This window comes from Rhizomonospora bruguierae (genome assembly GCF_018397995.1).
GTDB classification, from domain to species: Bacteria; Actinomycetota; Actinomycetes; order Mycobacteriales; family Micromonosporaceae; genus Rhizomonospora; species Rhizomonospora bruguierae.
Genome location: NZ_BBQH01000038.1, coordinates 59318 through 73583 on the forward strand (window position 1 = coordinate 59318; position 14266 = coordinate 73583).

The following is a 14266-nucleotide window of genomic DNA, read 5'->3' on the forward strand; positions in this document are numbered from 1 at the left end:
GGTCAGTCGTCCGAGGGCCGTGAGCGGAGCCGGTCAGGTGGCGAGCGCGACACGGCGGACATCCCGCGATGGACCCGCACGACGTCCAGGCCATTCGGCTATTTCTCTGCGGCGATCACATTCGGATTTTCGATGATGAATTCACTGACCTTGTCTTCCTTTACGGCTCGGAAGAGCTGCACCGATGTCTCGTCAAGGGTTTCGTACGACTTTCCGTCGACCTTCTCGCTCTTGAAGGTCCCCCCGTTCGTCCGCAGCGTGATCAGGTTGTTCGCGGCGATGCCCTTGAGGGTGAACACGAAGTCGGCGATCGAGGTTCCCTTGGTGTCCAGTACAAGTGACTGACCGGCGGCCTTGATGAGCGAATTGATCTTCAATGGGTTCGTTATCACGCCGCTGCTGGTCGCCTTCTTGCCGATCGCCTTGAGCAGTTGTTGCTGGTGGCGCTGCCGGTCGTAGTCGCCGTTCTTGAGCCCGTAGCGTTGCCGCGAGTAGTCCAGGGCCTGCCAGCCCTCCATGTCGTAGCAGCCGGGTTTGTAGACGACCGGTTCCTTCTTACCGCCCATCTTCTTCGCCGTGGCATTCCACTGCGCCTTGCCGTCCACCAGGGTCATGTGATGTGACGTGACCGTCTGGTCGACGCACAGGTGGACTCCGCCGAGGGCGTCGACGAGTTTCTTGAAGCCCCCGAAGTCGATGATCGCCATACCGTCGAAGCTGAGGCCGGTGAGATTCTTGATGACCTGGGCCAGCATCTTGGTCCCGCCCCGCAGCCCCCCGCCATTGCGCGCACCCCAGAAGAACGACTCGTTGAGCTTCGCCGGCCCGACGCCGGGCACCTGTACTTTCGTGTCGCGGGGAAGTGAGATCAGGTACGCCTGATCGTGGCTGGCGGGTATGTGCAGCGCGATGATGCTGTCCGGTCGGGCGTCGCTGACGTCCCAGGTCGGTCGGGTGTCCATGCCCAGCAGGAGGATGTCGATCGGACCGTCGAGGGAGTCACCGCCTTCCGCGTCCGACTTGCCGGCGTCGCCGAGCAGGTCACCCTGGGCGATGCCGCCGGTGGCCTGGCTGATCAGGACCTTGCCGCCCGCGATCGCACCCCCACTGGTGATCATCAGCAACGCGCCCATGATGACAAGGAGCCGCGCCCACAGCGGATCGCGACGCGGGCGGCTCTTCGATCTGGTCCCGCCGCCGGCCGACCCGGCGCCTTGCCCGCCTGACCGGCGACCCGGTCGATCCGTCACCGGGGACCGGGCCGCCGTCCTCTGTGCCGCGTGGGTCACGGATGGCTGCGCGGAAGGATTGCGCCGAGGCGGTTGAGCCTGCATACCTCACTCTTTTCAGCGACAACGTAACCAGTACAGACGGGCGGAAGGGCAGTGTCACTGTAGTGACATCTTGCCGACCGCGCGATGTCGCTCCGGTGTCCAAGGTGGGTCAGCGCCGGTGGCGGTACACCTTGACCGCCCGTCGACCGGCAGGAGCGTCTGGCATGTCACGGGCTGGAGGGCCCTCCTCGTCTTGGTGAGAGAGCCGGTACCGAGATGAGGAGGGTGACGTCATGCGGGTGTTCGTGGCGGGCGGGACCGGTGTCATCGGGCGGCAGTTGGTGCCGCGGCTGGTGGCACGCGGACATCAGGTGACAGCGACGACGACGAACGCGACCAGGCTGGAAATGCTGCGAAAGCTGGGCGCCAACGGGGTTGTGATGGACGGGCTGGACGCGGTGGCGGTCGGCGAGGCGGTGGCCGCGGCCCGACCGGACGCGATCGTGCACCAGATGACGGGGCTTTCCGAGGCGCACGCCGGCAAGCCCAACATGAGGAGGCCCGACCGCTTCTTCGCCATCACCAACCGGCTGCGCGGCGAGGGGACCGACCACCTGCTGGCCGCAGCCGCGGCGACCGGGGTAGCCACCTTCGTCGCACAGAGTGCCGCCATCTTCAGCGGAATCCGCGTGGCCTCCTCGGTCAAGACCGAGCAGGACCCGCTGGATGAGGTGGCGGGAACGGAGGCGATCAACCACCTCGAGGGCGTGGTGGTCAAAGCAGGCGGCGCGGTCCTGCGCTACGGCGGGCTGTACGGGCCGGGTGCCACCGACGATCAGGTCAAGCTCGTGCGCAAGCGGCTGTACCCGCTCGTCGGGGGCGGCACCGGCTACTTCTCGTGGGTGCACACCGGTGACGCGGCGAGCGCGACCGTCCTGGCGGTGGAGCAGAAGGCACGGGGTGTGTTCAACATCGTCGACGACGAGCCGGCACCGGTCAGCCAATGGCTGCCCCATCTGGCCGAATGCGCCGGGGCCAAACCACCCCGGCGGCTCCCGGCGTGGCTGGCCAGGATGCTGGCCGGCGAGATGATGGTGGACATGATGACCAACAAGGGGCGCGGCTTCGCCAACGCCAAGGCCAAGCGGGAACTGGGCTGGCAACTGCGCTACCCGTCGTGGCGCGACGGCTTCAGGGAGGAATTCGCGTGCCCGGCCTGCGAGGCGAACGATCCCGACACCACAGCGGACGATGCTTCACGCCGGAATAACCGATCATGAGCTGCCGCTCCACGAGTCGGTCGGGTGGGCAGGGCACCGGGGTCGGACGGGGGGTGGGCAGCACCCATCTCGCGGCCATGTCACACGCCGCAGCCCCAGTTCGTCGTTGAGGCAGCCACAAAGGAGTGCTCGTGTTTGTCGCTTACGTTACGGTCACCATCCTCGCGTCGGTCTTCAACGGCATCGCCGCCGTCACCTACCTGATCGGCCACGACTATCCCAAAGCCCAGGCAGACATGAAGCGCGTGCCGCGGTCGTGGGTACCGGTGTTGGGCCTGCTGCTGGCGGCGGGCTCCGCGGGGCTGTTGGCCGGGTTCGCGGTACCCCTGCTGGGGATACTCGCCGCCGCTGGGCTGGTGCTGTACTTCGTCGGCGCGCTCCTTGCCCACCTGCGGGTGGGTTCCCGTCAGCTTGTGGGATGGGCCGTGTTCTTCTCCACCGCAGTGGCCGCGCTCATCGTGAATCTGAGCTACCACCGGTGAGACGTGGAGACCGGCCGGCTTGGCGGTGGTGGGCGCAGTTGCCAGCCGCCCGGCGCGGGCAGGTCGACCTCGCCGATGGCGTGGCACAGCATTGATGACCTCGATGTCGCCCGACACGGTGGCATGCGGTCGCTGTTCACTGGCGGAGAGCTCCTCGTCGATGTCCATCGGCTCCGAGCCGTCCTGGTTACCGCCCCATTCCGGCTCCCCTCCGCTGGTGGCCCCTCGGTCACCTACAGGCTGGGCACCTCGACCGTCCATATCCACAGGTGGCGGGACCGGTTCGCCGTCTCCAGCCGGGTCTCGGTCAGTGCGCCCACGCCGAACGCCCGCGCCGTCTGGTACGCGATCGGCAGTAGCTCCCGCCGGGGTACGCCGAGCCGGCCGGCCAGGTCGTCGAGCGCGGCCACGAGCCGGTCCTGGTCGCGCTCCGCCGGGTCCGCGCCGGCCACGTCCAGCAGTTCGTCCAGGAGGTCGTACGCGGTGAAGCTGGGTCGCTGGCGCGCCGGTCCCGCGATGCCCTCGTCCTTGTCCGGCTCATACGCGAACGCGGCCGGGTCGACCGGATGCCCGTCGCCGAAGGCGCGCTCGAGCAGCCGCTCGTCCCACTCCTCGACGGCGTGCACGATGTCCGGGTCGGGCACGGGAAGCGCCGGCGGTACCGGGTCTGGCCGGTGCACCCGGACGAACCCGGTGTCGGTGGTGGTCCCTTGGTGGCTGGCCAGGTCGCGGCCGAGCCAGAGCGCGTGCTGCCAGACCGTCCACGGGGTGTCTCGGTCCGGCAGGCCGACGACGACCGGCGGGTCATCGTCCTCGATGGAGGGTTCCGCGCCGGCCGGCCCGATCCACACCCGATCCCCGATAAGCCGGACCTGCCAGCCGGGCAGCATCTCGTACCGCTCGCCGCCCATGGGGTCCAGCACGGTCCGGGTCCCCCGCACAGGCACATGCTGCGGCTCGGCGTGCACGGTGAAGTACTGGGCGGCGGGCCGCAGCGTCGGCGCGTGCCCCCAGCTGTACGCCACGAAGTTGTCGACCAGCGCGCCGGAGGGCCGGAGCCGGTCGGCGGCGATCGCGAGGACCCGGTCGTCGCCGAGCACGGCGGCCAGCGCCACCGCCCGCTCCGCACTCACCCGCTCCGGCAGCGCCAGCTCCACGAGCACGCCTTCGGGTAGCTCGTCCCGCAGCTCGCGCAGCACCCGGTGGGCATCGGCGGCACCGGTCGCGGCCACCACCACAAGCGGACGCTCCGGATGCGCCGACCGGTGCGGCGCCTCCATGGTGGACCCCGCCGGTCGGACGAAGCTGCCGGCGGTGCCGAGGGCCGACACGTCGTACCCGTCGATCTGGTTAGGTACGAGTCCGTCCGGGAGCCGGGTCCAGTCCAGCACCGAGCCGCCCGCCGCGACGTCCAGCACGTACATGAAGGCCTGCGCCTCGGCCAGCTCGGAGGCGTACATGGCGTCGGCGTCGGCGGCGAGCATGTGCGCCGGGGCCCAGCCCCGGGTGAGCCGGCGGTGCAGGCGCCCGTCCGGATCGACCGTGCCGGCGGCCCGCAGACGGCGCTCGACCCGCGTGGCCAGCTGCTGTACGCGCTGGTGCACGCTGCCGACCCGGATCGTGTCGGTGCGGCCGAAGTGGTACCGCCACAGGTGCGCCGCCGCCGGGTACCTCTCGTCGTCCGGGCGCTGACGGCCCGCCTCCCAGAGGGCGGCCCATACGTCGCGGTCGTCGGTGGCGTCCGCCAGCACCTCCCAGCCGCCGCCCTCGCTCACCCGCCACTGGGCGACCAGGGCGACCTGCTCGCTGTGGAACATCTCGTGCCCCAACGTCCGCACGACGCTGTCGACCGGCTGCTGGGTGTCGGCCGTCGCCTTCCAGGTCTTCAGCTGGAACCGGCCCGCGCACCCCGAGTCCTCTTCCGGCTGGTCCACCGGGTCCGGGCCGCGCAGCGGCGGGATCCGGGCCTCCCGCGCGGTGCGCCGCGCGATGATCGCCAGCGCGCTCCGCACGTCCAGCTCGTCGTCGCTGGTCAGCCGTACCTGCAGCTGACGCGCCCAACTGCGAAGCTCCGGGCCGATCTGGGCACCTCGGAAGGTCCGGTACTCCAGCGCGAGGTGTGGCGGGGCCTCCGGGCCGGTCGCGATCGCGTGCGCCGCCACCAGCGTGGGCCACGCCGTGGGGCTGTGGAAGTCGAGCGCGATCTGGCGGGCGTCCGGGTCGACCGTGTTGGCGTGGCTGGCCCGCGCCGTCCAGCCGCCGTCGCCGAAGAGCTCGGTGAGGAGCTCATCGCCACCATGCTCGACCAGGTCCTGGTCCAGCCGGGTGGCCCGGTGGGCGCTGACCACCCGCCCAGCGTCGTCCACTCGCGCGCGGACCGCGACCCGCTGCCCGCCGACCGTGGCCCGGTGCAGGCCATGTCCGGCCAGCACCAGTTGGTCAAGGCCGCGCTGGACGGACTCCTCCGCGCGGTGGGCGGTGACCACGTACGACACAAATTCGCGCGCCTTGTCCGCCTGGGTACGGCCGCCCAGCCACCTCTCCATCCGGTGCCGTACCCGCTCGAACCGGTCGCCCGCCGAGCGCCAGCCGAGGCTGCGGGCCAGTTCGTAGAAGTACTCGGCGTCGGAACGGGACAGGACCTCGGTCGAGCCGCTCGGGCCGGGCGGCACGGCCGCGCGGCCCGGTCTGGGTCCGGCGAGGAAGTCGGTGCGGTCGCTCGCGCCGGGTTGCCGCGGCGCGAGCAGCGGCACGGTACGCGGTGCGGGGATGCCGTCGGTCACCGCCATGAACCGGATCCGCGCCGGATACCGCGGCGCGGTCGCCCAGGTGCCCGTCTGCCCGTCAACGTACGCGACGCCCTCCCGGTCCCGGAACGCGTTGAAGGCGTGCGACACCGTACCCCCGGCGTCGGTGACCACGACGATCGCGCGCGCCCCGATCGGCGCCGCGCGCATCGCCTCCTCGACGGCGGCGTAGTCCGGCACCTCCGAATGCGGCCTGCCCGTGTAGTTCGCGAGATCCGCCACGGTCTGCATGGCCGACGGCGGTGCCTGGAAGACGTCGCCGTCCGCCTCCCCGGTGAACCGGGCCGCCTGGGTCAGGTCGGCGGCGATCGCGGTCAGCAGGCAGTTGGTGTCGAACTCGCCGCCCCGGAAGCGGAACGGATTCACCCGTCGCAGCCAGCCGTACGCCCGCTCGAACCCCGGGCCGGAACGCCGGCCGGACAGCGGCGGCCAGGACGGATCCACCAGACCGGCCTGGTCGCCGCCCGACGCGCCGGCCCGGTTCTCCGTCGAGCGGCCGGTCTGATCGCCCGTCGGCCAGAGCGGGGTGAAGTGAAGGCCCTCGTGGTGCAGGTGCAGGAGCGGTCCCTCGGTACCGAGGATCGGGTGCGGGACGATGTGCCGAGGGCTACCCGTGGCCTCGAAAACCTGGATCCGGACGCCGAAGCCGTTGCGCAGGACGTCGGAGAAGACCGGGGCGTACACGTCGAGCATCCGGTCCTCGGCGAGGTCGGCGACGGCCGTCAGAGCGTCGCGGCTGCCCTCCTGGCGCAGGTTTTCCAGGAGGAAGTCGCGCAGTCCCTCGGTGCTCAGCGCCGAACCGCTCAACGTCGAACCGCTCAGCGCCGAACCGTTGCGGCGTGCGTTGATGAGCTGCCGCAGGGAGTCGAGCAGGCAGTGGTTCCGCTCGCCGCTCGCCGCACCCTGCCGCAGGCCGGGCGGTATGGTGGAGGGCCAACCCTCGCCCGTCCAGTGGTGCTCGCCGTCGGGCCCTACCGTCCACTCCGGTGGGTTCTGGCCCTCGCCGGTGTGTGGCGCGGCCTGCTCGCCTTCCTCGTCCTCCGGCCAGGACCCCGGCATCGCCTTCGTCTTGTCCTGCTTGGCGGACTCCTGCCCGCTCCGCACGTCCTCGATCGCTGGTGGCGGAGGCAGCGGCGCTGGCGGGGCCTTCGGCAGCGGCGCGTTCGGGTCGGCGTCGCGCATGAGGTACACGCCCGAGTCGACGTCGATCAGCAGCGTGCCGTGCGGCCCCTTGATGACCGCGGTGACGTCGTAGAGGTACTGGAAGTGCGTGGGCCTGCCCTCCAAGTTACGCTCGTTCACCTCGCTCATCTCGGCCGAGTGCGCGGTGCCGCGTTTGCCGCCGACACTGCCGCCCTCGCCGTTCCAGCCGAGCTTCTTGATGCCGGCCGGGCGACCGCCCTGCGGTCCGAACCCGTTGTTCCAGACGGCGGAGAACGAACTCTCGTTGATCGGTCCCTGCTCGTGCTGCTCGTAGCGGCGGGCCTTCTGCTCGAATCCGAGCGGTGTGCCGGCCCCGTCGACATACACCTTCCTGCGCCTGATGTCGAGCCCAAGGGTGATGCCGGTGTCCGGAATCTCGTACCTGTGTCTGAGCAAAGCGCTGAGGCGTGCCCGCAGCATCACCTGGGCGGCGTGGTAGGACACCAGACGGTGCAGGACGCTGCCCTCGTTCACACCGGGCACCCGCCAGGCGCCGTCGGCGGTCAGGTCCCGGCTCCGGCTCAACCGGGCCGGCAGCGTGGTGAGCGGGGCCCATCGCACGAACTCCCGCGCCACCCGTTCCAGGTCCCACGGGTGGAGGCTCCGATCGGTGGCCAGGTCGGTGTTGAGCACTGGGCGGTCATCGCCGGGGTCGCCCCACCAGGGCACCGGCCGACCAGCCGCCGTCACGGCGGGCACAGGCGTCGGGGTCGGCGCCGGGGTCGCCTCGTCCGTGGACTTCCGGGCCGCCGTCTCCGCCTCGGGTTGCGGTGCCGGCTCCTCCTCGATGACGTCAAGCACCCGCCAGCCGCCCGCCGGCGCACTGGCGGGCCGGGTCAGGTACTGCGGCACGATGAGTCGTACGTCGCCCGTGGTGCGCCGCTCGTCCCGCCAGGAGAACAGGTCGTGGTTGTACCAGAATTCCACAACGGCCAGTTCGAGCTCCGGCCCCCAGACGCCGGCGACCCGGGCCCCGCCGAAGAGCACCGTCCGGGCAGTGTCGATGATGAGCTTGACCACCTGCGGCATCTCGCTGGCGAGCGCGACGTCAATGGTGAAGTCCATCGGGTACTCGAACTCGTGTGACTTCTTCGGACCGCTGCGGAAGATGTCCTTCGACTCTTCCTGCTTGCCGACCACGCCCGAGTCGGACTGCCGGTAATCGGTATGGCCCAACCCGCCGAGCGTGTCGCCGTCGCTGTCCCAGGCACCTCGGCCGTGGTACTGGAACGAGGCCGCCCACCCGTACCCGGAGCTACTGGTGTTCGACGTAGCGTCGTGGGTCTCGCCGCGAAGGGTGAGACTGACCCGCTCTCGCGGCCGGTCGCTGGACGGCGCCCCGGCCGGGCGCCCAGTGACCCGGACCCACATGTACTGGACCGAGCCGTACGGGCCGGGGACCGGGAACCAGCCGGACACACCCTGGCCGTTGAGTGCCAGGAACTGCGGCTCGAGCTTGCGCGAGCCGAACCGCCCGACGAGTGCGCGCTTCAGCAGCTCGACACCCTCGCCGGTGGCGATCCTCCGCCCCCGCTGGAGGTCCTCCACAATGGAGAGCAGGGTTTGGGCCACCCGATTGGCGCGCATCCGCTCGGGGTGTCCCACCGCGGGCAGCAGCGCCTCGTCGATGAGCACGCGCGGCTCGGCCGCGGCGGCCAGGTCGGCCGGGGGACGGTCGAGCCCCAGGTCCTCGGCGGCGCGGTCGGCGGCGAGCAGGTCCATCGCATCCTGGACCTCGACGTACCTCGGACGGCTGGATTCGCTCGCGCCGTCCTTGGTACGGGTCGCGGTGATCTCGAAGACGGCCGCCCCACGGTACACGTGGACGGTGTCGTTGTACGTGGCCCGGGTGATGTCGATCGCGCCGAGGTCCTTGCCGGTGGAGTCGCCGACCGACATCTCCCCCTCGACGTAGAGGTTGGCGCCCGCACGGCCCCGCTCGTACGCCTTCTCCCCGCTCGTGTCGTAGTTCAGGTACAGGCCACCGGCGCCGCCCTTCACCTCCACGCCGAGCTCGCGTTCCACCGCGGAGCCGTGGCCGACCGCCGACTGCCGGTACTGCTCCAGCTCCACGCCCTTCGCGCTGCCGATGCGGTCGCTGCTGTACTGGTACGTCAGCCCGGACTTGACGACCCGTTCGCGCACCTTGATGACCTGGCTGTACCCGTCGTGGTCGGGCAGTTGCAGCTCCCAGCCGTACTCGTCGACCGCATCCGGGAAGTGGCCGTTGAGCTCCGAACCGGCGCCGAGGTCGAAGATCTCGTCCGGCCAGTTCATCGGCTCGTCGAACCAGTCGTCGGAGAGCCCGTTCAGCCGCTGGTACAGCTTGGCCGCCGTCGCCGGAAGCTCCGGGATGTGGCGGAACGACGGGTACAGCCCGGCGGTGCCGTCGGTGTCCAGCGGCAGGTGCCGGGGCAGGCCGTGGGGCTCCCACGCGACTGTCTTCAGGTCTCCGATCCGTACCGCCCCGGCCCGCGCGAGCTCAGCGGCCGTGATGGTGCGCTCCGTACCCGACGGGTCGCGGGGTACGTGCTCGACCGGCACCGCGAGCTGTGTCGTCGCGCCTTCGTCGGGGTCGACGCCGATCAGCCAGGTCTCCCGTGGGCCCGGCTCGCCGAACCTCGGCAGCTCCCGGATCGCCACCTCGTACACCGTCCGGTAACGGTGGTCGACGACGTCGCCGTCGGTCTCGGTGCGGCGGTACTCCTTGACCTCCTGCTTGAACTTCTGCTCGACGCCGCGCGAGCCCTCCGCCTCGACCCGGGCTCGGGGGACGTACACCCTCCCCTGATGCCCCGGCCCGGTGGCATGCTCGGGGTCCGTCCCCCGGGCTGCCTCTACCTGCTGCTTCACCGGGATCGAGGGGCCGCCGCCGACCCGGCCGCTGAGGCTTGCCTCGGTGGAGCGGGAGCCGGCCGTCGTCGCACCGGTCAGCGTGCGGCCGTTGACCACCATCGGGTAGGTGGTGCTGTCCAGCAGCTCCATCCGGTGTTCGGTCACCAGGATCTGGTAGCGCTTGCTGCCAACGGCGACGGTGAACTTCCGCCCGCCCTGTATCCGGCTCGGATCGGCCTCCATCGCCGCGCGACCCACCCGGGCGAGGACGCCCCGGCGCGCCGTGGCACCGATGTCCGACTGGCCGGACTTCTGCCGTAGCACCGCAAGTATCAGGTCGGCGACCTTCTCGCCGCCGGGTTTGTTCGCCGCGATGCCGAGACCCTGGCCGCGCCGCATCGCCGCGGCGAGAGGTTCGCGCGCCGCCGGACCATCCGGGGGTACGTACCCCTGCCGTGCCTGCGGTGCCCCGTCCACCTTCGGCGGCAACCGGTCGATCACGTCCGATGCGGTCGGCGGCGGCGCCTCGGGCGCCGTTTCCGGTGCCGGCTCCGTGATGGCCCGAAGTGGCGCCTGGTCGGTTCCGGTCGGCTGATCAGTAGCCTGCCCCAACGGCGCCTCCGGGTCGGTGGCGGGTAGCGGGTCGGTGACCAGCGGTGACGACGCGATCGTCGCTCTCGGGCGCCCGCTACCCGGCGCGCCGAACCTCGCAGTGAACACATCGCCGTAGACGCCGCGCTCGAATTGTGCCGCCTCGCTCACCGGCACCCCGTGCTCCGCGACCACCCGGCGGGTCACGGTCGCGACCTTGTGGTTGGCGTACGTGGTCAGCGTGAACTCGAACACCGCCCGGTACCGGGCCTGGTTTTCCTTGCGGGTGAGCACCGTGTGGTTCAGCACCTTGCCGCCGACCTCGAGGCCGGCCTCGCGCTCAGACTCGGCGCCGAAGCCGGCGTTGAAGCCGCCGGTCACCTTCGACGAGGAGTCCTCGTGGTCGGCCCCCACCTCCGTCCGCTCGTGGGTCAGCCCGATGATGTTGACGGATGCGGCCAGGCCCGCGGAGCTCTTGCTGGACAGCCCGACGCCCGACGACGAGATCACACCGAGGTCGTCGCGCACCGTGACGTCCTCGGTGACGTCGGCGAGCTGGATCTCCTGGAGGCTCACCTCGGTGGTCACATAACCGCTGAACTTCCGTACCGGTCCGCCCACCTCGACGGTGTCCGTCATGTCCCCTGTGGACAGCAGCCACTGGCTACGGTTGCGGGTGGTGCGTTCGTTCAGCAGCTGTCGCGTGACCGTACCGGCGACCTCGGCCGCGAGGTCGGCGGGGAAGGCGGCCACCAGCGCCTTGTGCCACTCGGTCAGGACCGGCGTGAGGTCGATCGCGTTGAGCACCTCCCGGGCCTGGGACACCGGTCGTCCGGGCCGGCCCGTGGGATGCGGTGCCGCCGGTGCGTCCGGATCCGCACGGGCGCCGGACTTGGCGTAATGGGTCGGGACGGCCAGGTCGAGCAGCCCGCCGTCGGGCCGTGCCGACGGCCGCCCCCACTCCACCCCGTTGACGTACACCTGGAACAACAGGCCGCTGTTGAACGGCGTCGAATTGTCCACGAAGAGCTTCCGGCCCCAGATGACCCGCGTGTCCGAGGACCTGCCACGCTCTTGCTCACCGCCGATCGACAGCACCGGAAGGCCGGCGATCAGCCGGGAGGCGAACTCGGTCGAGAGTGTGTACGTCTCCTCCAAGCCACCGGCGAGCCCACGCCTGGACGACGAGGACTCCTCGTGGCCGACCTTCGTCGAGCCGAACGAGACCACGTACTCCCGGCTACCCCTGGTTTGCGTACCGGTCGACGGACGCGGGTCGTACGGCACCGGGCGAATCCAGATCAGCCGCCCGCCCGCGCTGAACGTCTTGCCGTCGAAGAGCGCTTTCGCCCACTCCTCCCGGTGCTCGTGCACCTTCGCGATGTTCTTCGGATCCGGCGTGGTCAGCAGCTCGTTCAGCGTGCTCTCGACTTTCGCGCGTATCTCCTGTTCCTCCGCGACGGTACCCAGGTCGGGCCCGTCGGCCGCCCCGATCACGCCCATCTCGATGTCGGGCTCGCGTGTCGTACGCACCGCGGGTGGCAGGCCATCCATCAGGGCCGTCACGATGGCGGTCCGGTCTTTGCTGGACAGTTCCGGCACCCGGGCGACGCTCACCTCGCCCAGGGCGCCTTCGGCGACGCTCCATGGATACGTGGCGTCCTCGCCGGCCTTTCCCTTGCCCTTCCCGGTGCTGGCCTCCTCTGTTTCCCCGCTCCCCTTGACCTTGTCGTCCTTTATGGACTCTCTGGCGGTGTCTTTATTTTTCTTCTTCGTCGCGTCGAGCGCGTACTCGACCTCCTTGAGCTCCTTCGCCGCGCGTTCCCATTCGGCCCGCGCGTCATCCGCGGACTTGCGGGCCTTCTCGAACGCCTCCCGCTTCTGGCGCACGTCATCGGCCAGCCGCGACCGTTGCGCCCGGCGGATCTCCGCGTCGGCGGCTTCCCTTTCCTCGGCCTGGCGCCACTCCTGCTCGCGGGCCGCGGCCTCCGCGGCCTCCCTCCGCTCGGCCCCGACCCGCGCCGCCTCCTGGGAAACCGCGCGCCGCTCGGCCAGCGCCCGTTGGTCCTCGCGGGCCCGCGCGTCGCGGTCCGCCCGCGCGCGTTCGGCCTCGGCCCGCTCGGCGGCATGGGTGAACTCCGCCCACCGCTGCCTGGCCTCCTCGCCGAGTCGCCGGTCGGCGTCCGCCTGCCATCGCCGGGCATGCGCCGCCACCTCAGCCGCGTGCCGCGCCCTGGTACGCCGCGATGCCGCCTCCGCCGCCCGGCGCTCCCGCTGCTCCCGTGCCGCGTCCGCCGGCGCCTGGCGCTCCCGCACCGCGTCCTGCTGGTCTGCCTCGGCCTGCCCGGCCCGTTCCTCCTCACGGTGACGCTGCTGCTCCCGCTCCGTCTCCTCCTGTGCCCGGCGCTCCCGCTCCTCCCGCTCGGCCCGCTGGTCGCGCTCTTTCTCGGCTTGCCGCCGGCTCTCCTCGCGGTCCGCCTGGGCCTGGCTGGCATCGCGGTCCGCCTGGCGCCTCGCGATCTCGCGCTGTACCGCCTCCAGCCGATTCCGCTCCGCCCACTCCTCTTCCCGCGCCAGCTCGCGGGCCGCCTGCCGCGCGGCAGCCTCCCGGGCGGCCACCTCCCGCTCCACGGCCCGCGCCTCGGCCTCCTCCCGCGCCCGGATACGCTCGTCCGCCCACTGCTCGGCGGCCTGGCGCGCGTCCTCACGATGCCGCTTCCGCTCCTCGGCCCGGCCCTCGGCTGCCCGCTCGGCGTCCCGCATCGCTCGGAGGCCGGTCTGCTCCGCCTCGGTGGCCTTCTGCCACTCGCGCTCAAGTGCGACCGCTTCCTGGCGGCGTTCCTGCGACACACTGTCGAGTTCGGACACCCTGGCCGTCAGCTGGGCGCGCCTGCCCTCATCGGCATTCGGATCCGGAAGCTCAGGGTCGACCTTCTCGCCCTGCTCGTTGGTCACCTCGGCGGTCGAAACCGCTGGTGCCTGGCTCGTGCTGGCCGACTCGTTGCCCTTCTCGACCGGCGACGTCGACTCCGCCTCGCTCTCCGACCTGCCCTTTGTCTCGGCCTTGCCCTTTGTCTCGGTCTCCTGCTCGGACTTCGGCTCGGGCTTGGGCTCCGTCTTGGGCTCTGGGTCTGGAGTCGGAGCGGTCGGCCGCTCCTCGTTCTCGTCCGGCGGTGCGGGCTCCGCCCCACCATCCTCGACCGACCGCTCCGACTCCGGGCGCGGCAGCGCCGGCGGCTCTGGCACCACGGGTGGCGTGGCCGGCGGCTCAGGCTCCTCGGCCCGCCGCCGGTCCCGGGTCTCCCGCACTTCGTCAAGCCGCCGTCGCAACGCGTCGGCGTGCGGAGCACCGTCGGCGAGCGTGCCCGCATCGGCGTTCACCGGCAAATCCCCGCCCGCGGACCGCGTCGGCCGTTGCGGCTGCCGGACACGGTCCGTGAGCTGTCCCAGCTGTGCCAACCCGTCTTCCGAGTCAGGCGGCCAATCCACCCAACCCGCGGGCACCGACGAAGCCACCTGTGTGGCCGGGGGCCGGCCGACTGGTCCCGTGGACGGGTCCAGCACCGGGGTCGACTGTGCTGTTGTGGGCTCGTTGCCGGTGTGTTGCGGCGCCGACGGTCGCACGGTGGACGGCGTGCCGAACCAGACCCAGACGTTGTCGCCGGGTTGTGGGGGTTCGCGGAAGGGCGTGGGAGTGACGAGGTAGTAGTGCGCCGAGGGGACGCTGGTAACGGTGTCGTCCGCGGCGATGGGGATCAGGCGCGAGGTTTCGGCGGCGTCTTCGGCGGGAGCGT

4 protein-coding genes are annotated in these 14266 nt (G+C 71.0%); 2 read left to right on the top strand and 2 right to left on the bottom strand.

The features are described from left to right. Window positions 1-98: 98 nt before the first annotated feature. Window positions 99-1133: an LCP family protein gene (locus KJS59_RS20225; RefSeq protein ID WP_249714525.1), complete on the bottom strand. Its 1035-nt coding sequence runs from the start codon at window positions 1131-1133 to the stop codon at window positions 99-101. A 434-nt stretch (window positions 1134-1567) separates the two neighbouring features. On the opposite strand from KJS59_RS20225, the gene KJS59_RS20230 reads away from it, so the two are divergent. Both KJS59_RS20230 and KJS59_RS20235 read left to right on the top strand, forming a co-directional pair. Next, window positions 1568-2554, top strand: coding sequence for an NAD-dependent epimerase/dehydratase family protein (locus KJS59_RS20230; protein WP_213454504.1), 987 nt, complete (start codon window positions 1568-1570; stop codon window positions 2552-2554). Window positions 2555-2685: 131 nt separating this feature from the next. Then, window positions 2686-3036, top strand: a complete 351-nt coding sequence (locus tag KJS59_RS20235) for a DoxX family protein (protein WP_213454505.1) — start codon at window positions 2686-2688, stop codon at window positions 3034-3036. Between the two features lie 233 nt (window positions 3037-3269). On the opposite strand, the gene KJS59_RS20240 is transcribed toward KJS59_RS20235, so the two are convergent. Then, window positions 3270-13853 carry a toxin glutamine deamidase domain-containing protein gene (locus KJS59_RS20240; protein ID WP_213454518.1) on the bottom strand — a complete coding sequence of 3528 codons (10584 nt, stop codon included), beginning with the start codon at window positions 13851-13853 and terminating at the stop codon, window positions 3270-3272. Window positions 13854-14266 lie beyond the last annotated feature (413 nt).